Here is a 21501-nt window from a genome sequence, read left to right on the forward strand (position 1 = left end):
AGGGACTCATTAGTTAACCTCTTCTTTAAACAGCTCAAATCACCCGTAAATGCTTGTAATAGCGTCATGGTACGTTTTATCGATTAGGACTCATTGAACGCACACAGCAGTATTCTCCCACCGTCTATTTGCCCGTGGATGTAAAGATCAAAAAGAACTCTCAAAAAATATTACATTTCCTTTCTATCTTGGATGTCTATAAACAAATGTGTACGTATAGCACACCTAAACAGATTATTGTCGAAGATAAGCCCACTGGACAAAAAGGAGGCATTGAACCAGATCTCTTTTGTATTTTTAAAGGATCTCCGTTTTGGATTGAAATTCAACGAAATCAGTATTCAGAACAGAAAATGCGGGAGAAAATCCATCTTTATGAGGAATTTTTCTTTTCGGACGAGTGGAAGACATTGCATTGGCAGCGAGAGGATCGGGCAGCCATCTTCCCTTCTGTTATCTTGATTACGCCTGTTCGTTATGCTGTTAATTCTGATCACATCCGCATTATACAGGTAGCAAGTATTCATGAATTAATGGAGAAACATAAGGATTCTTCGAAACAAATAAAAGAAGCAAGGTCAAGACCGTTAGCTTCTTCTGGCGGGATTAAAATTAACCTTACGTAATAGAGGACAACATAAAAAGCTGTCTCAAAACAGGGAAAGAGACAGCTTTCTTACTTTCACACTCGTTGAAATGTGAACGTTATAGCAACTAAACTATATCGAATTTATTACAAAAATTCTATATTTTTCATTTAATATTTTAAAAACAAACAGAATATTAGACCTTTATAGCCATATTTTAAGGCGAAGATACGCATTACAAGATGTACAACTAATAACTTCACATGCTTGCTCGTGATATATAAATAGATACCTCACTAGAGTAGGACAAATGAAAAGCACCCCAAAAGAGAGGGAACTCTTCATGAAATATGCACTATACACAAAGGTAATGAATCGTTAATAAAAGGTTATAGTCAAGCTCCTTTTATATTCATTATTATAGGTTCTCTTTATAACTATATCTAAAAGAAAAAAACACCCCCATACGAGGGTGCTTTTACAACGTTAAATTTGAAAGGAGAAGCGATTCGTCAGCAAACAAAGTAACCGACCATTTATAACATTTTCTCCTTCGTTATTTTCTATTTGCAAAGCCTGTTAAAAAATTTAAGAATACATGAACTCCTGCTTTAATAGTAATTCCTGATTTATCACGTAAGGGATCTAAACATACAATATCCATCGCTTGGACTAATGGGTGTGAACCAGCAATATATATTGCTTCGAACAATTCATCCGTTCTCATTCCTCCTGTATTTCCTGCTGGTACACCAGGGGCATAGGCCACATCAAGAACATCCATATCTACCGTCAGATAGATGACATCCACTTTCTTAGCTAAATCATCTAAGGCTTTTTCAACTGTATTAGAGAGTCCTGTTTTTCTAGCTTGTAGTAAGGTCACGTAATTAACCTCGTGGGTATCTGCATACTCTTTGAGAGATTTCGAGTTATAAAACCCATGCAGGCCAATATTCCAAACGTTTTTGCCTTCAACCGTACCACTCTCAATTAGGTTTCGAATGGGTGTTCCATTTGATGGTCCGTTATCTTCTAAACTGCGTAAATCGAAATGTGTATCGAATTGAAGAATCCCTATACGTTGTTCTGGATGCGACTCCTTCCAGCCTTTTACTAACATAGCCGTAATCGAATGATCTCCCCCTAACATGATAGGCAGTGTATGGGGGTGATATTTCCGCATTGAAATCATGGCTTCTTTAATATACTGATGCGAAAGTGAAATATCTGTTACATGCTGTTTGACATCGCCTAAATCTAAAACCGATAAGGAGGTCAAATCCGTATCATATTCAATGTGATACGGATTAAACGATTTCCATAGTTGCCTCATAGCAAGGGGTGTTTCACTTGCCCCGGAGGCACTAATAGAAGATCTCGAAAGAGGGACTCCCAAAACGGTTACATCTACAGCTTGAAAATCTATTTCATCCTGCACTTCAAAAGTCTTGATCCAATCACTTACCTTAGGTTCAGTTGAACGCTGTCTTTCCCAATGGAAAGAGGGGCGATTAAGCTGTGGGTACGGGTACATCACGTAAAACCCCACCTTCCACAATCACTTGTCCTTTTTTAATGACAGTATCTACGAGGTTCACTGCATAGTTATACTGCAACGTTTGATAATTCGGTGCATCAAATAAAACAAGATCCCCCTTCTTTCCTACTTCAATACTTCCCACTTCATCAGCTTTTCCAATGGCATGAGCTGCATTAATTGTACATGCTGTGAGAACTTCAGCTGGCGTCATCTTCATCGTAAGACATGCTAGATTCATAATGAAAGGTAACGATTCAGTAGGTGATGACCCTGGATTCCGATCTGTAGAAAGAGCGACCGGCACCCCAGCTTCAATCATCTTCCTTGCATTCGCAGGCTTCTCCATTAAAAAGAACGCTGTACCTGGTAACAGGACTGCAATAACACCACTTTTAGCCATTTGTTTAATACCTTCGTCCGATGCTTGTAATAAATGATCGGCTGAAACTGCTCCCACCTTGGCTGCAAGCTCTGCACCGCCAAATTGAACAATTTCATCTGCATGTATTTTGGGTTTTAAACCATACCTTTTTCCTGCCTCAAGAATTTGCTCCGACTGTTCAACTGTAAAGACTCCTTCTTCACAAAAAACATCGCAAAACTCAGCTAAATTTTCTTCTGCAACTCTTGGAATCATTTCCTCTATCACCAAACGAACAAATTCGTCTGGGTTTTCTTTATATTCAACTGGAACAGCATGCGCTCCCATGAAGGTAGAAACTAAATCAACAGGGTGTTTTTCGTTTAGCTTTTTTGCTGCTCGTAGCTGTTTCAATTCATCTTCCAGTGTCAAACCATATCCACTTTTCGCTTCAACCGTCGTAACTCCATATTGTAGAAAACGATTCAGGCGTTTGGAGGTTTCTTGAATCAATTGTTCTTCTGTTGCTTCCCTTGTACTTGTTGTTGTTTGGAGAATTCCGCCGCCTGCCTTTAGGATATCAATATATTTAGCTCCGTTTAATCGCATCTCTAGCTCTTTTTCACGACTTCCCCCAAACACAATATGAGTATGAGCATCGATTAGACCTGGAGTAACAATTTTTCCTGAAGCATCAATCGTATTGATATGTCCATTCAACGTATGAACATAGCGTTCTGCTTCAACATCCGATCCAACAAATGTAATCATTCCATTTTCCACTACAACACTGCCATGTTCGATAATACCGATATCGGACATATCTTGAGCACGTTTTGGTTCTTTACTTCCACCTCTAACTGTAATCAGTTGTGAGGCACATTTAATATACGTAATACATGACATAATTCTCACTCCTTTTGTTTTAGTCTAATGTTGGAATGTTCATGCCTTTTTCTTTGGCAGTTTGAATGGCTAATTCATAGCCTGCATCTAAATGACGAACTACCCCCATACCAGGGTCTGTTGTTAATACGCGTTCAAGACGTTTAGCCGCATCTTCCGTGCCATCTGCTACTACAACCATACCTGCATGAAGAGAATATCCCATACCTACGCCACCACCGTGGTGGACGGAGACCCAACTTGCCCCTGCAGCTGTATTAACTAGTGCATTTAAAATAGGCCAATCTGCTACAGCATCACTGCCATCTCTCATCGCTTCTGTTTCGCGGTTTGGCGAAGCAACAGATCCCGCGTCTAAATGATCTCTACCAATAACAATAGGGGCTGAAAGTTCGCCAGATGCAACCATTTCATTAATGATTTTTCCAAATCGTGCACGTTCTCCATATCCTAACCAACAGATACGCGCCGGTAATCCTTGAAATTCAATTTTTTCTCTCGCCATTTTAATCCAGTTACAAAGATGAGTATTATATGAGAATTCACGTAAAATAACTTCGTCTGTTTTATAAATATCTTCTGGATCACCTGATAAAGCTACCCAACGGAAAGGTCCTTTTCCTTCACAGAATTGAGGACGGATATAAGCAGGTACAAAACCTGGGAAGTTGAACGCGTCTTTTACGCCTTCATCTAATGCTACTTGACGAATATTATTTCCGTAATCGAAAGCAATGGCTCCTTCTTTCTGCATATCTAACATAGCCTGAACATGAACAGCCATACTAGCCTTAGATTTCCTTACATATTCTTCAGGGTTTTCGGTACGTAATACTTCCCCTTGCTCTAAGGTAAAGCCTACTGGAAGGTATCCATTTAATGGATCATGCGCGGATGTCTGATCCGTTACAATGTCTGGAATAAATCCACGTTTAATCATTTGAGGAAGCACTTCAGCTGCATTTCCAACCAAACCAATTGAGAGCGCTTTTCCTGAGTCTTTTGCTTCTTGTGCTAAAGCAATGGCATCATCCAAGCTTTCTAATACAACGTCACAATAGCGTGTTTCAATTCGTTTTTCAATACGTGTTCGGTCAACATCAATTCCAATGACTACGCCCCCTGCCATTGTAACGGCTAATGGCTGAGCGCCTCCCATGCCTCCTAATCCAGCTGTTACGGTAATGGTACCTTCGAGACTACCATTAAAATGTTGTTTTGCACATTCAGCAAATGTTTCATACGTACCTTGTACAATTCCTTGACTTCCAATATAAATCCAGCTACCGGCTGTCATTTGTCCATACATCATCAATCCTTTTTTATCGAGTTCATGGAATTTTTCCCAATTTGCAAAGGCCGGAACAATATTGGAGTTAGCCAAGAGTACACGTGGTGCATCTTTATGAGTTTTAAAAACAGCTACTGGTTTTCCAGACTGTACTAATAGTGTTTCATCCTCTTCTAGATCTTTTAAAGTGGCTACGATACGATCGAATGCGTCCCAATTTCGAGCTGCCTTCCCTATTCCCCCATATACAACTAATTTTTCCGGATGTTCTGCCACTTCTGGATCTAAATTGTTCATTAACATACGAAGAACTGCCTCTTGTACCCAACCTTTTGTATTTAATTCTTTTCCATGAGGCGCCTTAATTACTTTTTGTTCAGTAGTCATATTTCTTCCCCCTGTAAATAAATTCAAATAATTTTAAACTGTTTTTAAAACTTATTCTTATAGATAATTACTTATAATCGGGCCAGATTTCATACGGTTTACTTTACGCAGGAAATCTCATAAATCTTCATAATTGAGAAAATGAAAGCTTGGTACCCTAATATTTTAATAAGTTTATGCTAGAGTTTTATAATAAAAATGGCTTCACACGTTCATTAACGTACCATTTCGTAATTAACTTCTTTTACAACCCCTTTTAAATCAGCAGCCAATTTTTCAATATCACGTGAGAAGATTCGATCTTTTGTGATTGTTGGAACAGATTTTCTAATTCTCGAATAAAGTTTCGTTGTTTCTGGAGCCAACTTACTTACACCTCTAATATCAGCAGCCTGAGCAGCACAGATAGCTTCGATGGCAAGAACCCTTCTACTATTTTGAATAATTTGATAAGCATGGCGAGCAGCAGTTGTTCCCATACTCACATGATCTTCTTGATTAGCAGAAGATGGTATAGAGTCTACACTAGAAGGATGAGCTAATGTCTTATTTTCCGAAACTAATGAAGCAGCAGCATATTGAGTAATCATTAAGCCTGATTGAAGACCAGGGTCTGGACTTAAAAATGCCGGTAAATCACTTAGTTGGGGATTCACCAATCGTTCGATACGTCTTTCAGAAATATTTCCTACTTCAGACATTGCAATTCCAAGAAAGTCCATCGCAAAAGCGATAGGTTGTCCGTGGAAGTTTCCACCGGAAATAACATTTCCACTGTCTGAGAAGATTAGTGGATTATCTGTTGCTGAGTTTATCTCAATAGATAGTTTCTCTTTTACATAATTTAAAACTTGTTGAATAGCACCATGAACTTGGGGGATGCATCGTAATGAATACGCATCTTGAACCCGAATTTGTCCTTGAGTAGTGGTTAGTTGACTACCGTCAAGGTAAGAAAGAATGCGTTCGGCTACTTGTTTCTGTTCAGGGTAAGGTCTGACAGAATGAGATTCTGGTGTGAAAGCATCAACAATTCCTTGTAAACCTTCTAATGTTAGGGCAGCAATTCCATCTGAAAGGTCAGCTAACTTTTGAGCCTCCATATAAGCAACCACACCTACAGCAGTCATAGCTTGAGTTCCATTGATTAAAGCAAGCCCTTCCTTAGCTTGCAATTTAATTGGTTGAAGGCCTGCTAATTTCAATGCTTCTGCACCTGACATTTTTTCACCGTTAAAGACGGCTTCTCCTTCTCCAACTAATAATAGGGCTAAGTGCGATAGAGGAGCTAGATCACCACTTGCTCCTAGCGATCCTTGACTAGGAATAACTGGAACGACATTTTGATTTAAACAATCTATTAATAACTGCAGTGTTTCTAGACGAATTCCTGAATAGCCTTTCGCTAATGCATTAGCTCTTAGAAGTAACATAACCTGGCTTACTTCTATAGGAAATGGCTCCCCAAGCCCACAAGCATGGCTTCGAATTAAATTAATTTGTAAGTCAGCTAAATCATCCTTTGAAATGACTGTGTCACTGAATTTTCCAAACCCTGTGTTCACACCGTAAATTACCTTGTTATTGGTAATACTATCCTCGACTAAAGCTCTACTTCTTTTGATATTTTCTAGCGCGTGATCACTAATTTTAACAGAATAACCCTCATAAATAACTTGATGAATTTGTTCATACGTTAATGAGTTACCATCTATTTGAACAAACATTCTAATCACTCCTTTTTAAATTAAAAACCTTATTGTTTTTTGAACATAAAAAGGGGCTATATCAAAAAAGAAACAAATCTTTTTTGATATAGCCCCCTATAAACTAAACTGAATAAACTATGGGCTTTAAATACAATTTTAAATATCTAAAACATACATAACTAAAAATGCTAAATGAATCTATACTTTAAGATCTAAAACTTAAAGCAACTAATGTATCTGAAACTAGTATCTCTTTATCTGAATAATTTGTCAATTATTTTTTAAAAAAAATTAAAAATATTTATTTAAATTACTTTGAATAGATTTTTTTTAGATATGGTTAAACCCAAACCCTAATGCATCATGTTCAAACCCTTTTTTTGGGGCCCCTATAGTTCCATAGACACACACACTAATCCATTCTCCACCATAACCAGAGGAGTCAATATTTCCTCTGACAATTGAAAAAGTTAAACCAACTGTACGTAAAATATCTCCTAACTGTAAAGTCCCCCTACTTACTCCCTGAATTGCTTCCAATATGGCATGATAAAGAGCATGGACTTCCCTATACGAATTAGCATTTATAATATGGTTATTTTTGGCACTTGTTTCAACAGCAGCAACTACTTTTGATAGCTCCATAGCCCCGACTTTTCCAACTGTATAGTTATAACCCCTTGAGTCCAGTTCTTGTTCAACTTCTTTCACCAGTTCAGTATTATGCAAGAGAACCAATAAAGAAGTTAACTTACCCATTGAAAAATTATTCTTTTGTTTAACCTGATTGCTCATAAGATGTTCCCCCTTTGTACTTCCCTTACTACTAGATTAGTATATACTGAGGGGTATATTAGTTGTCAATCTAGCTTTTGATAGCGCATACATTTCTACGTTGACAACTATTTATTCGGTAGATATACTGAATATAATTCTGAAAATTCTAGATAATATAGCCTTTAGTGGAGGAATTAAATTTTAGTTACTGGAGGATCTTAACAAAAAGATGGAAATATAAAAATCAGGTATGATGTTATTTTTTAGAATAGGGTTTTCTCCAAGAGAGTAGATCAGATACCTATTAAACTTAAAAATATTACTTATATAAGTTTATTTAGGTGTAGTTAAGTAAATAAAACAAGACTCCAATTTAGTTATTAGTTTATAGAATGGAACTTGGCAAAAAGGAAATTAGTATTTTTGCGAAGTTTTTTTGTATTGGAAAGACTTATAGTAACTTGGAAAGGAAAGCTAGATTATATTTTTTGAGATTTTAATAGATATTTTAAATTATCTCCAACCGATCTGCTCATTTAAATTTTTAGTTTAAAGGAGAACCCTGCTTATAACATAAAAATAATTAAATCATACTATTAGGAAGAGGGTTATACATGCATAGTAAAAAAACAGAAGTATCCAATGAGCTTCAAAGAAATATGAAAAGCAGACATTTATTTATGATTTCAATCGGTGGAGTAATTGGAACAGGCCTTTTTCTAAATTCGGGTCATATTATCAATGAAGCTGGTCCTGGTGGGGCTATATTAGCTTACCTCGTTGTAGGTTTCTTAATGTACTTAGTTATGCTGTGCCTTGGTGAATTGACCGTATCTATGCCGGTGACAGGGTCATTTCAAGCCTATGCAACAAAATATATAGGACCTGGAACAGGTTTTACTGTGGGATGGATGTACTGGTTGAATTGGGCAGTTACAGTAAGTGTTGAATTCACAGCATCCGGATTGTTAATGCAGAGATGGTTTCCTGACATTCCTGTTTGGGTTTGGTGTGCTATTTTTGGAACTTCTTTGTTTGTTATTAACTCTCTGTCTACTCGCAGTTTTGCAGAAACAGAATTTTGGTTCTCAAGCATTAAAATTGTAACCATTTTATTATTTATTATAATTGGGGCAGGTATAATTTTTGGGTTTCTTGATACTCATGGGACAAAAAATCCAGTTCAAAGTGTTTCTACCATAATGAATAATGGCGGCCTTTTTCCAAATGGATTTAGTAGTGTTTTCTTTGCCATGATTGGAGTTGTTTTTTCTTTTCAAGGAACCGAATTAATTGGTATTGCAGCTGGAGAATCTGAAAATCCACATAGAGAAATCCCTAGGGCTATTAAAAATACAGTTTGGCGAACAGTATTTTTTTATGTGATTTCCATGCTTATCCTCGTTAGTTTAATCTCCTGGCAAAAAGCAGGAACAGTGGATAGCCCATTTGTTTATGTTTTTGACAATGTTGGGATACCGTATGCCGCAGATGTGATGAATTTTGTTATCCTTACCGCAGTTTTATCGGTTGCAAATTCAGGTTTATATGCATCCACACGAATGTTATGGGCTATGAGCCGTGAAGGATTCGCTGGAAAATCTTTTTCGAAATTAAGCCCAAAAGGGGTGCCCTTACGTGCATTAAGCGTAACCTTTTTAGTAGCATGTCTATCACTCTTAACAAGCTTCATTGCTGCTAATACTGTTTTTCTCATTTTAGTATCAATTGCTGGCCTAGCTGGTATCACTGTTTGGATGTTAACTGCCTTATCTCAATTAAATTTCCGTAAAGCTTATATTGCCGAAGGAAATAATATTAATCAATTAACTTTCCGTACACCTCTGTATCCTATTGTTCCAATTACCTGCTTTATGCTCTGTTTAGTAGTCATTGTTAGTATGGCTTTTGTTGATTCTCTCAGGGCTGCTTTATATTGTGGTATCCCATTTGCAATTGGATGCTATGCCTACTATTATCTACGTATTCATAAGAAAATAGATAAGGAAAAAGATACAATAATATTAAAGAGAAGTTCTGGGGAATAAATCTAGTGGGAATTACACTCTTTCTTTACACAACGAATCATTGAGTAAATCATGATATTTTCATCACTTCTTTTTAATTTTTTAGCAGGTTTTATCCTTGGATAAGATCTGCTTTTTAATTGCAATAACAAATATGGAATCTTTTTTATGTGAATTGAAAATAAAAATATATATTAAAGTAAAAAGTTTAGATTATGTTTAGGTTGGATAAGACTAGAGATGTCACCTTACAAAGGTTGACTAGTGACAGGCAGGCACAGTTTGTTGCCCTTCTATTGATATAGGGGGGCACTCTTTTTAACACAAAGAAAGTAAGTAAAGGCACAATAATTGTACCTTTTATATATCGAAAAAGTCTTCAGATTTCAATTTAGGATCAAGCTTCTTTAAAGCTTTCATTACTTTTTTTATAGTAACTATAGAAGGAGTATAATTTGAATCATTGCAAATTCTACTTACTGTATTCTTATTAAGTTTAGAAACTTTACCTAACTCAGTCTGAGAATAACCCTTTCTATCTAGAAATCTGCCAAGCTTACTTCTTTTTTTACCAGCACTCCACAATTTAAAAACCTCCTTTTTTAGAAGGCTTGCCACTTTTTCCTAAAAGTATTCGAATTTTTCTTAAAGAAATAGGAAATATAATTTAAATGCATCATATAATAAAGTACAAAAGAAAAATAAATGAATTTTGATCTATATAATTATTTAGAATAATGTCGATATTTTGGTCATAATCATATAGCATGAATACAGTTAAGACCGCCTTATACACTAATAAGTAATGGGCGGTCTTTGTTGTGGTTATTCCATGTATTTGTCAGGTAGAGACTTACCTCTCATCCAATCGTTCCAAAAAGAAAGGTCAATGTTCCCCTTATTTATCACCTTTAGATTATGTTTAATTTTCTTTTCGGGAAGAGGGTTTGTTTTAGCATCCTCTGGAAAGGAACGGTTTCCTGATGAATCATCTATCAATTTCAAATCTTCTTGAAATTCTCGATAAGTAGATGCTATCTTTACTTCCTTCCAAGTTGAACTATTTTTTTCTTTTTGTCCTACATAAACAGGAGAGTTTTCTTCATTACCATGGATAAAGATAGGCAGCGTATATTCAATGGCGCCAATAACTAACCAGTGCCTATTCCACGTCTTTGAAGGGTTTCCTTTTTCATTTACGGCAAAATGAACTTGTCCTGCAGGAATTTCTTCGTTCCTGTATACGATTAGTGAATTAGCAAAAAGGTCAGCCATATCTAAATCGAAACTTTTTCTCTGATCTTTAAAACTTTTAGGGACCGACATATTTCCGCCCTTTCGTTCAAAATGTATGGGTACTCCTTTGTAATTGGCTCCCTTGCTATAAACGATGGTCGAAGGAGCATACGTGACATCGAGCTGATTATTGTGTACATTTTCATCAATATGTGAATCACCTTCAAGCATTCCATAAGAAAAGATTTCTTTCTCACCTTTATCATGATGGGTTAGAGTTAATTTATATCCAAAATCAGTAGTAGCTCCACAGTTTGTCTGATGGACCTTTATGCTATAGCCATTCTTCATTTCTATCTTCTGAATGACCTCATCGCTACATCCAATCTTTTGTGTCATTGCAAATAAGTATTTTCCGCCCATCAATAGGATAAGGATACTTACAGCGACAGCTAGTAGTATTTTCTTGTTCTTTCTCACAGGTTCCCCTTTTCTGTTCATCAATCCCTAGCACAAGATGTAATTGGCCTATAACTAGGCATTGGCACGTTTTAAAACGGCATCTATTAAATTACAAATTTTATGACTGAATCTTCTTCAATTGTAGATTTCCTTTATTAAAAATAATAACAGCATTATAAGCTTCATATAGAGCATACACGGGGTAACAAAAAGCAGTAAATACAATCATTGTAGGTACCTTTTCTACGATGGGAAAGTGACCTGCCAAGAAACTTTTTACGCTAATACCCAAGTATACTAATAAAGGAATTACAATTACGGCTAGTAATAATAACCAGGGTGTCATTTTTGTTTCTTTTAATTTTGCTCGGCAATGTGGGCATTTTATTGTAAAAGGGCTTGAGAAATCTTCAAAATGCTCAATTGTAATAGGTTTTTGACACCCTGGACAAGGTGTTGATGTTTTCATATAGGCTTCTCCTTAACATATTTTAGTTTAAAATAATCGTTGATATATCGGTTAACGAATCATAGGAAGAAGCCCATCATTCTTACTTTTGATATTCGTAAACAACCGGAACCTTATCCATTTTAACGGTTTTGGCCACCACATAACGACGGTAACCATCTTTTAAGACATTGGATCCTTTTTCAATCGTTAATGGCTCATCTAGTCGTCCTGTACGCTTCACAAAATCGATGACCTTTTGTGTTTTTTCAGGGTTTGGACGTGTTTTTAAGAACTCTTCAGGCACGATAATGTCATCAAAGCTTAAAACATCCTGTGTCCCTTTTGGCTGAATTGGCATCTGTGTCTTTTGTGGCTCCACTTTTTTCTCTTGAACAGGCGCCTCCTTTACTTCTGTCTGTACTGTTTCAGCTTTCTTCTCTTTTTTTGCTACAGGTTGAGAAATAGGTTCTTGTTCTTCTCCCTGTTTAGTAGACTCTGTGTTCTTTTGTTCTTGAGAAGGCGCAGAATCCTCTTTTTTAGGTTCTTTTTTCGCATCTGACTCATTCTTCTCTTTGTCATTTTTATTCGGGAGAACGGTAATTTGAAAACAAATGACCCCTACTTCACCGGGACATTCATCAATTGGAATATCCAACGTAGGTTCCCCTTGAATTAAAATCTTTTCATGCATGATGCTTTTCTTCGTGAGGCCTGTTTTATTAAAGGCTTTCTTCGCAACAAACACCGTATACGAAATAAAGGTACTCTTCTTTAATCCTTTAGGCGCAGATGGTGACCCTTTTTCACGCATATCAAAGGCAACGTAGCGATCATATTCTCGTAGTGGTCCTGTGGCTGATCCAGTTAACGTAATTTTATGTGGCATAATGTGCTCCTCCTGCGTAGATATAAATTTAATTATTATTTAGAATAGTGTTCTAAATAAACATATTCTAATGATAATTTAGCTTCTAAGAGATTTCTTCACTTTTTACATTTTCTCGTATTGTACATATAACCAGAAACTATGTGCATACTTGTAGTGTGGACTTGTAGCTCAATGGTAGAGCAGCCAGTCGTATTACACTATACAACTTTGGTGTCTTGCAGGTTCAATCCTGCCAAGTCCTCTCTTAAAACACTGAATACATTAGAAATAGTGAAACTCCTTGCTATGCTTTAACTATTTTTAAAAATTAAGAAGCTGGTTCCTTTAATTTAGCATATTGATGCAATAAGTCTTGCTCCTCAGGTGTTAATGCTTGTCTTAAATCTTGTTTCAGTTCCGCCATTTCTAATGAACTGTACGTAGAACAGTGTTCTTGCAGCAAGTCCCCTTCTTCTGGTGTTAGCTCTTGTCCTAAATCTTGCTTTAACTGAATCATTTGAAGCTGTTGATCTACTGTAATGTCTGTTTCCTGTATACCCTTTTGTTGCTGCTGTTCTGCTTTTAACCAATCTGGAACTAGTTCTTTACGGATAATCCGTTTTGGTGTAGCTAATGTTGTTGTTTGACTTTCGTTATGTATAACTTCTTGTTGATTTGCGTATACTGATGAATAATCCTGCTCTTTAGGCTTTGTTAATTCATAGAATTGATTTTTCGCAATTTGATAGATTAATCGACACATATCCCGTAGGGATAACGGATTGCCTTGTTGATTAGCTTCATGGACATATTTATCTAATCCCACAATGGATGTATACGCAATGTCATGTACTTGCTCTTTTTTAATTTCAATCTCTGTATCTCGTTTTACGGCTTTTGCAGCATTTTGAATACGAGCATAAAAGTCTTGTAGTTGATGGCCATATTTACCTGCATAGACTTGATTGACTTTCTTAGGCACACCTTTGATATAGGTGAAGGACTGTGAAACAGACATTAAATGATTATTTATATGATTTACAGGTAAATCAAGGTTAATAAAGGCATCAGGTGATTTATCGGGCTCTAAGCTTGGTATATCAACGTTTTCAGCGCTTTCTGGATGCGTCACAGGACGTGTCACAGGAGTGGTCATTTCTTCTTGCTGAAGCGTTTGTACACCTGTTGTATCATGGGCAAAAAAGATTTCGTCGCAAATCTGATGAAAGTTTTTATGGCTTTTAAGGATAAATACATAACTATCAGGATGAGTACCTGTTGCATCCTCTTTAATGTATCGTGCGACAAGTACAAACGGAGTCGCTTTTAACGAGCGTACAAAACGAGAAACCGTACTTTTGGATACATTAAATTTCTTCATAAGCGTTTCAGAACGGATCGCTTGAATGCCCGTAGCCACTAGGTTATAGATGACATGATCGAGCATTTCCATTCGCTTTTTAGGAAATTCTTTATGTATAGCAGATTGTTGTTGTTTAAAGTGGGTACAAAGAATGTCTAAAAACTCTTCTTTCTTTTTCCGAAGCGTGGACTTGTGGGTCCATAACCATTTGAACCGTCCATTGAAGGTATCTACATCTTTTAAATAGCAGGTTAATATCTTTGTCATTTGTTCATCTTCTCCTTTAAGGAACACAAAAAAGACATTGTTTCCCTCGAAAAAGGAAAACAATGCCTTGAATTTGATGAACTAAGCCCTTGAAATAGATGTTAATTTCATATAAAATAAAAGCATAAGTTTTATTTTATAGAAAAACTAACTCTATTAACAAGAGACTTCGACAAGTGTTTTCCCTACCGTCTTTAGGGGGAACGGTTTAAGAGTGCTACCAACACTTCTTAAACAGTTGAAGTCTTTTTTCTATTCCGGTCATTTTTGTTAGTTTTATTATAGCGTTAATTAATCTCATAATTCAATAAAAATCAGTAATATATCTCAAAAGAATTATTTTAACTCTTTTTATTAAATAATAAATTTATTTAATTATATATAAATTTGTTATTTTGAGGGAGTTGGATTTTCGTAAATCTTTTTGATGAAGGTAGAAAGAGAAAAGCATCATACAAAAAATAATAAAAGGATAATAAATAAAACAGCTTCTGCCTACTCACAAGTAGTTAGAAGCTGTTTTATTATTTGCTAAACAGCTTTTTCCATATGCTTTTTCCTTGTTCTTTTTGAATTTCGGTCATAGTAGAGTGAATAGAATCTAATTTTTTTAGTAATTGATCATTCACTTCTTTTAAACGCTGATTATCTTGTTCAAGCTTATTCATCTGATCTTTTATCTCTATAACATCTTTTTTTGCTGCTAAATTTTCAGATGGAAGTTTTAATTGTTCTTTCTTTTCTATCTTTTTATCCATCTCTTCTATTTTTTTAGCTAGTAATAAAAATGCTTCTTTAAATGAGTTTTCGTTTATATCATCTTCATCTATATCTTTGTCAATTACTTTTGTTTGTTCGTCACTCATTAAATTTGCTTTAATTAATTCTTCACGAATCATTTCATTTGGTGCATGCTTGCCGAACTTTTCTTTTAGCTCGATAATTTTCTCTATTTTTTTATTTTCTTCAGTGAAAATATAGCGTATTCTTCCTATTCTCTTGTGACGTACCAAACCCACTTCGCACCAGTCACGTAATTGATGATTTTCTATATTAAATTTTCTAGCAACTTCTGAAATGACCATTGTTTCTTCGCTCAAAATTACACCTCCATCACAGATAATTCAACCTAACTGAGTTAGAAACTTCTTGTATATAGTATTTGTAACGATTCAATTGAGTCTAACTTAATTAATCGTATTCAATTAAATACTACTTATTTAAAGCTTGTTTTTATTATTTTATCAGGTTTTATATATAATTGAATTAATTTTATTATATCTTATTCAGTTCAATTAAGTATTAGTTGAATATCCTTTAAGAAAGTAAAAATAAATGTATTTATAGAGTCTTTTTTTATGTTATAAATATATTCATTTAGGATGAGATTAAGTTAAATTAAATAGAATTTAAGTTTAACTTAAATTTTAGTATCCTATGGTTTTGAATATATAAGATGAACTTATAATCAATTTAGTTCAATTAAATTGATTTGAGTCTAAAATAGTTGTTGTTGAGTTTAACAGGAGTTTAACTATTGGGGTTTTCATCTTATACATAGGGAGTGATTTAATTCTATCAGGAAAAACATTGTGATCTAAACATTTAGAATATAAAGCCTCTAAACTCTATGCTATCTTTTGGTTATTAGAGATTGAAGCAGAAATTAAATCATCCTGATAAAAAATTTACGGATTTTGAATTAAACCTAAAGTGAATTTATTCTCCAATATGGAATAGCTATGGATATTGGAGACAATTTAGTCTGTTTTCTTTTTTGAAAGAAATGCAACTATGCAAAATCACCATGTAGAGAAATCTCTTTTTAACAGATTAGTCAGTTGTACGACCTTGTCTTTTGACGGATAGGGACGGTATTTTTTCTTCGTAATCGAATGAATTCCTGCTCGTTTCATTAAGCGCTGAACACGCTTTAGACTTAGATAACACCTGTTATTTACTAAAATCTTATGAATTTTGGGAGCACCATAACGCGCTTTACTTTTCACATAAATTCGTTGGATTTTTTCGTCAGCTTATGATTTTTCTATTCGCGGTTTGATACCGTCTTTTTGAAAAAGTGGTAGGAGCTACTTCTTGGAATTGTTAACACTACGCACATTTTCTGACCGCTGTATTGTTCTTTATATTTTTCGATAAAATGGTTAAGCTCTGCTTCTGTTACTTTTTCTCGAATATGGCCATAGCCTTTTTTAGAATATCCAATTCTTGTTTTAACCGAAGGTTTTCTTACTGAATCTCAGCTGATTCTTTCGGTATTAGAGAGCCTTCTTCTGAACTGATAGACGTATTCGCTGCTTAAATCTTTAACCGAGTTTCCCACATGATATAAATCTACAATCGTTTTCTTAAACTCATCATTATCTTTTTTTGCCTGCACGTTTACGTTCCATTTCGGACACATCCTCTCAACAATCATTTTAAGAACTTAATTAAATCGTGTCCATGAATCTATACTAGCTCCACTACATTATAGATGGTTTAATCTCAGTTGGAGTTAATTAAATTATGAACTTATTTTACAGTAGTGTTTAAAGTGACTCAATTGAGTCTAAATTAATACATTCATTTAATTAAAAAGGATTCCATTGAATCCTTTTTAATTAAATTAGATTGGATATATAAAAGAGATGATTTTAATGAAAAAATCCAACTTAATTAATTATTAATTAAGTTTTTTTGAAACGATCTATCGTATCGCGGTTTAATTCAACTTGTTATAAGTTAACTTCAATTTAATTCAATTTAGTTATTATTAAATATTTTTAGGTCAATTGTATTTAAATGAGAGAGTTAGGCCCTAAGATTTGTTCTAATTTGATTATCAAATTATCTTCTCTAACATATTACAGGAGCCTTGATTATTAAAATACATGTGTATTATTTGGATACAGATTAATTTTATAGAATGAGCAAAATTTATCAGACAAATGAAGGTAAGACTTGTAGCACAAGAAGAACTAAATTCATAAGTGGATGATTTAATTAGTTATTCTAATACAGATTGGATGAGGGAAATAGACGCTTATGCGTTAATTACAATACTCTATTTGGATCAACGAAAAACGATAAGTAAAGAAGGAAAAGGAGTTAAAGCTAAACAAGAATATGCGCTTTTGGTCAATGATTTAGGGAAACAGTTTGTCAAAAAGAAGATGGGAAACTATGACAAAGTAAGTGTAATAGAGGCCAAACATAAGCGTCAAATCCAACAAGAAATGAATGAACTACAACGTGATATGAAGTACCAAGTGGAAGAGGAAAAAGCCGATACTGAATCAAAAATTGCGATGAAAAAGGATGCCATTCAATCGAGTGATGAAAGCATTCAGCTCTATAAAGATGAACAAAAAAGTTTACAAGAAAAGCTCCAAAAATTGAATGAAAAGCAACAAGATTTAGCCATGAAGTGAAAAAACACAGGGGGACGCAAAGGGGACATGGCTCCAAAACAGGGGGACATAAAGGGGACATCGGGATTTTAAAAGGGGACGTAAAAGGGACGTATACCCAAAAAAGGGGACTCAAAGGGGACATTAAGCGACTTTCTTTGCTATCACGTTTTTGCTAGGCTCTGCCTAGCCTATCACACCCTGTGATAGCAAAAACCCCTTATGCTCTTCTCTCTTTTGTAGTATGGAACCACACTTTACAGGTAAGGAACGATTATCATGGATATGTTTTTATAAAATATAGATCCAATTTCCGTTGAAAAAATAGATGAAATAGAAAAAGAACAAAGGGATTTCCTGCCAAGATTTCTTTAAAAGTCGTCCTGCAAAGGGGGGAGATACTGAGAGAGATAAAAGATGATGACAAAGGAGAAAAATAGAAATTATAAAATGGGTTTACGTAATTTTTTACACGGAATAATGGAGCACATTCTACAACAAAAGAAATGCAGGATAAGAAATGGAACGCTAAAAAAAGCAAAAGTTTGGAGGCGAAATGAAGGATAAGGAGTCTTCTTTTTTCATATTGGAAAGGTAGAAGAAGGGAAGAAGTAGCAAGCAAACCAACGAATTAAGATTTAATTATTATTAATAAGTACTCCAACAACCTTGCTTATTTGCACAATGACTATATTGAAACTCTTGATTCAATGGCGACGGGTAAAGCGTGGGAGAAAACACCTGTTAGCTTTTTTAAAGTCGTAAACAAGGTTAAAAATAGTCTATATTATAAAGGGCATATACATGATATAAGGTTTGAGGTAATGTCTCCCTTCTTTCTCCCTAAATATTCTTTCTACTCTTTGTTTTTTCGACATTTTTTATGCCTTTTCTTTTTTATAATGTAAAGTACATAGAAGGCATAAGACACGAGGAGGAACGCAGATGAACAGGGTAGCAGGTGTAGAAATAAGAGAAGAAAAGATGACCCTAAATGATGAAGAGATTGTTCAAGCATTTCAAAAAGGTGACGAAGATGTTTTCAACGTGCTCATAAATAAATATGAGTATTTGATCTGTTTAAAGGTAAAAAGATACTTCCTACTAGGAGGAGATCGAGAAGATCTCTTACAAGAAGCAAGGCTAGGATTATATAAAGCTGTTCGCGATTTTAAAACAGAAGGGATGAGTTCATTTAGGGGATTTGCTGATCTATGCATTACACGTCAACTTATTACAGCTATAAAGGCAAGTGCTCGTCAAAAACATTCCCCCTTAAATAATGCCCTCTCTTTAAACATACCTAAGAATTCAAAGCGATTGGAAGATGATTTGATTCTTATAGAGATGCTTCCTCATCCACGTACTGTAAGCCCCGAACAAGCTACCGTGGAAAAAGAAAATAAAAGAGAAAGGGAACAGATTTTACAAGAAATACTGTCACCTATTGAAAAAGATGTATTCGCTCTATATAGGAAGGGTCAAACATATATGCAAATCTCTCAGAACCTACATCTTTCTCAAAAAACAGTAGATAATGCGCTTTACCGAATTAAGAAAAAAATGAAGCATCAAATGCAATATCTGTATTTACAGCAATCATCCTGACAGACGTAGATAATTTACTGTAAGCTATCTCTCTTTAATACCTAATAGAAGAAACCTGCCCAAAAAATAGTTATTGATTTTTAATAGATTGATGATGAGTGAAACGAATATTTTGTAGAAATTTCGGGTTCGAAAAGCGTTGATTTATTACAAATAATAAATTATCCTAATACTAGTAAAAAAAGGAAGGGTGGACGTGAAACAATGATTAATTAATCCTATTTTCTAAGAAAAAATTCGTTAAATAATACGATTGTTTTTTTCTGAATAGGATTAGACTGTACTTTTACATACAAATCAAATTGATCATTGTATTCCTTTCTTTCGGAATGTCATGCCAATATTGTTGTACTGTACTTCCCCCTGTTCAGAAAATACGCAGGAGGTTTTTTGCTTTGGAAGAGAAATTACCCGTAAACCATTCAACCAAGTTGTTTGGAAATCGTGTTTTTCAAGCTATTATTATCTCTGGGTTATTCTTACAAATAGGGATATGGGTTAGGAATTTTGCTGTACTTCTTTTCATAATGGAGAAGACACACGGAGACCCATTTGCAGTATCTTTAATATCTGTAGCAGAATTTGCACCAATTTTTATTTTCTCCTTTATTGGCGGAACATTTGCAGATCGTTGGCGTCCAAAACGTACTATGGTGTGGTGTGATATTTTAAGTTCAATATCTGTATTTGCTGTGCTTATCACGCTTATACTTGGATCTTGGCACGTAGTATTTTTCGCAACTTTAATCTCTGCAATCCTTTCCCAATTCTCTCAGCCTTCAGGGATGAAACTGTTTAAAATGCATTTACCGGAGGAGCAAATGCAGGTAGGGATGTCAGTCTATCAAACGGTCTTTGCGATATTCATGGTTCTAGGACCAATACTAGGAACATTTTCCTTTCAAGCCTTTGGTATAAATCTCTCCATTGCGATCACAGGTACAGCCTTTTTACTTTCAGCAGCAGCACTCACTTTTCTACCTTCTGATCGAAAGATGGAAGAAGAGAATGGAACTACATCACTGCTAAGTGAAATGAAAAGTGGTGTTAAGTATGTTTTGGGGAAGAAAGAGTTGAGCCTGTTAGGTCTATGCTTTTTAGCAGCTGGACTAGGAATAGGGTTTATTCAGCCTCTCTCCATTTTCCTTGTAACAGAGCAGTTGGGTTTAGCAAAAGAAAATCTCCAGTGGTTACTTACAGCTAATGGAATTGGCATGATCTTAGGCGGAGCAGTAGTAATGATCTTTGCCAAAACAGTAGCACCGCAAAGGCTGCTGGCATTTGGGATGGTTGGTAATGCAATAGGGTTTGCCATAATGGGATTATCAGTAAACCTTTGGCTGACGCTGGGAGCTCAGTTTCTAAATGGTCTCATGTTACCGTGTATTCAGATTGGTATTAATACGATGATCTTACAGAGAACGGAGGCTGCTTTTATTGGCAGAGTCAATGGGATTTTAAGTCCTCTCTTTACGGGATCCATGGTATTAACGATGAGTATAGCTGGAGTTTTAAAAGAGCAGTTTTCATTGGTTGCCATATTTGAGGCAGCAGCAGTCTTGTTTATTATAGGTTTGCTTTTTATATTACCTCTATATAATCTAAAAGAGGAGACAAAGCAGGAAGGTATAGAATTAGGAGAGTAAAAAATTAGTTATGAATGCTTATCTAAATACCTATAATGAAAAACAAAGCATTTTCGTTGTAAAAGTACAACCAAAGGAAATAGAATAAAATACGTTATGTTTTAATTCTAAAAGACGTGGTACACATATAGTACAGTATCAATATCATGTAGAATTGAATACTGTGAAAGGTTAAATACTTAGCTTAATGAAGGGACTGGTTCGGTTTTGAAAGACGTAACAGCGACTTCAGCAAATGTATTACCCCAATTGACAAGTAGGTTATTGTGATTTAACGAATGGTACTCTCGTTATGAACCGTTATACGTAACGAAAGGGCCTCACATGGGCAAATGAACATGAGAATTATTTTTAGCAAGAGAGGGGAGCCTGCGTCATTTTTGATGCAGGCTCTTTTTATGTTGAAGCTATAAAGTAAGGCAAATAAGGTATTGAGTCTGAATATTGTTTATAGATACAAGTTCTACTTAATTTGAATAATTGTTGATAGATGTAATGTTTTGTAGATAACTTAGTTGCTCCCACATATTGAATATTTATCCTATATCAAGTACAATAAGTTGAATATAAGTTCAACTTAAAAAATGAGGTGTTTATAA

Annotated in this window: 17 protein-coding genes and 1 tRNA gene; 6 read left to right on the top strand and 12 right to left on the bottom strand. The window is 35.1% G+C overall.

The features are described 5' to 3' along the window. Positions 1 to 206: 206 nt before the first annotated feature. On the top strand, positions 207 to 626 hold the full coding sequence (locus SB717_RS31855) for a hypothetical protein (protein ID WP_410906705.1): 420 nt from the start codon (positions 207 to 209) through the stop codon (positions 624 to 626). Between the two features lie 517 nt (positions 627 to 1143). Here SB717_RS31855 and SB717_RS31860 read toward each other — a convergent pair. From SB717_RS31860 to hutP, 5 genes are all read right to left on the bottom strand, one after another. Beyond that, complete coding sequence (locus SB717_RS31860; protein ID WP_410906707.1) at positions 1144 to 2127, bottom strand: agmatinase family protein; 984 nt, start codon at positions 2125 to 2127, stop codon at positions 1144 to 1146. Then, positions 2102 to 3397 (bottom strand): imidazolonepropionase, encoded by a 1296-nt coding sequence (gene hutI, locus SB717_RS31865; protein ID WP_410906709.1) that lies wholly within the window; start codon positions 3395 to 3397, stop codon positions 2102 to 2104. The genes SB717_RS31860 and hutI overlap by 26 nt, the downstream gene beginning before the upstream one ends. A gap of 19 nt (positions 3398 to 3416) precedes the next feature. After that, positions 3417 to 5075, bottom strand: coding sequence for a urocanate hydratase (gene hutU, locus SB717_RS31870; RefSeq protein WP_013082675.1), 1659 nt, complete (start codon positions 5073 to 5075; stop codon positions 3417 to 3419). A gap of 215 nt (positions 5076 to 5290) precedes the next feature. Then, complete coding sequence (hutH, locus tag SB717_RS31875) at positions 5291 to 6802, bottom strand: histidine ammonia-lyase (RefSeq protein WP_074682413.1); 1512 nt, start codon at positions 6800 to 6802, stop codon at positions 5291 to 5293. Positions 6803 to 7114: 312 nt separating this feature from the next. Continuing rightward, complete coding sequence (gene hutP / locus SB717_RS31880) at positions 7115 to 7579, bottom strand: histidine utilization transcription antiterminator HutP (protein WP_028408945.1); 465 nt, start codon at positions 7577 to 7579, stop codon at positions 7115 to 7117. 596 nt (positions 7580 to 8175) lie between these two features. Between hutP and SB717_RS31885 the strand changes: the two genes are divergently transcribed. After that, entirely contained in the window at positions 8176 to 9609 is a 1434-nt protein-coding gene (locus SB717_RS31885) for an amino acid permease (RefSeq protein WP_074682411.1), read from the top strand. 339 nt (positions 9610 to 9948) lie between these two features. Here SB717_RS31885 and SB717_RS31890 read toward each other — a convergent pair whose 3' ends face one another. From SB717_RS31890 to SB717_RS31905, 4 genes are all read right to left on the bottom strand, one after another. Further along, a complete protein-coding gene (locus tag SB717_RS31890) occupies positions 9949 to 10173 on the bottom strand; it encodes a helix-turn-helix domain-containing protein (RefSeq protein WP_029325462.1) in 225 nt (74 codons plus the stop codon). Positions 10174 to 10413: 240 nt separating this feature from the next. Further along, the gene (locus tag SB717_RS31895) at positions 10414 to 11304 is read right to left on the bottom strand and encodes a hypothetical protein (RefSeq protein WP_410906712.1); all 891 of its coding nucleotides are present in this window, start codon (positions 11302 to 11304) and stop codon (positions 10414 to 10416) included. A 100-nt stretch (positions 11305 to 11404) separates the two neighbouring features. After that, positions 11405 to 11755, bottom strand: a complete 351-nt coding sequence (locus SB717_RS31900; protein ID WP_410906714.1) for a hypothetical protein — start codon at positions 11753 to 11755, stop codon at positions 11405 to 11407. 82 nt (positions 11756 to 11837) lie between these two features. Further along, positions 11838 to 12623, bottom strand: coding sequence for a plasmid stabilization protein (locus tag SB717_RS31905; RefSeq protein ID WP_410906716.1), 786 nt, complete (start codon positions 12621 to 12623; stop codon positions 11838 to 11840). Positions 12624 to 12783: 160 nt separating this feature from the next. Here SB717_RS31905 and SB717_RS31910 point away from each other — a divergent pair. After that, positions 12784 to 12867, top strand: a tRNA-OTHER gene (locus SB717_RS31910). A 66-nt stretch (positions 12868 to 12933) separates the two neighbouring features. Here SB717_RS31910 and SB717_RS31915 read toward each other — a convergent pair. The 3 genes from SB717_RS31915 to SB717_RS31925 form a co-directional block, all read right to left on the bottom strand. Then, positions 12934 to 14235 carry a replication protein gene (locus SB717_RS31915; RefSeq protein WP_410906718.1) on the bottom strand — a complete coding sequence of 434 codons (1302 nt, stop codon included), beginning with the start codon at positions 14233 to 14235 and terminating at the stop codon, positions 12934 to 12936. Between the two features lie 524 nt (positions 14236 to 14759). After that, positions 14760 to 15335, bottom strand: coding sequence for a MerR family transcriptional regulator (locus SB717_RS31920; protein ID WP_410906720.1), 576 nt, complete (start codon positions 15333 to 15335; stop codon positions 14760 to 14762). Positions 15336 to 16037: 702 nt separating this feature from the next. Continuing rightward, entirely contained in the window at positions 16038 to 16259 is a 222-nt protein-coding gene (locus tag SB717_RS31925) for an IS3 family transposase (protein WP_410906728.1), read from the bottom strand. Positions 16260 to 17228: 969 nt separating this feature from the next. Here SB717_RS31925 and SB717_RS31930 point away from each other — a divergent pair. From SB717_RS31930 to SB717_RS31940, 3 genes are all read left to right on the top strand, one after another. Beyond that, a complete protein-coding gene (locus tag SB717_RS31930; protein WP_410906722.1) occupies positions 17229 to 17669 on the top strand; it encodes a hypothetical protein in 441 nt (146 codons plus the stop codon). A 924-nt stretch (positions 17670 to 18593) separates the two neighbouring features. Further along, a complete protein-coding gene (locus SB717_RS31935) occupies positions 18594 to 19256 on the top strand; it encodes a sigma-70 family RNA polymerase sigma factor (RefSeq protein ID WP_410906724.1) in 663 nt (220 codons plus the stop codon). Positions 19257 to 19651: 395 nt separating this feature from the next. Then, entirely contained in the window at positions 19652 to 20902 is a 1251-nt protein-coding gene (locus SB717_RS31940) for an MFS transporter (RefSeq protein ID WP_410906726.1), read from the top strand. The last annotated feature ends 599 nt before the right edge of the window (positions 20903 to 21501 follow it).

It is taken from the genome of Priestia sp. SIMBA_032 (genome assembly GCF_046535215.1).
GTDB lineage: Bacteria > Bacillota > Bacilli > Bacillales > Bacillaceae_H > Priestia > Priestia aryabhattai.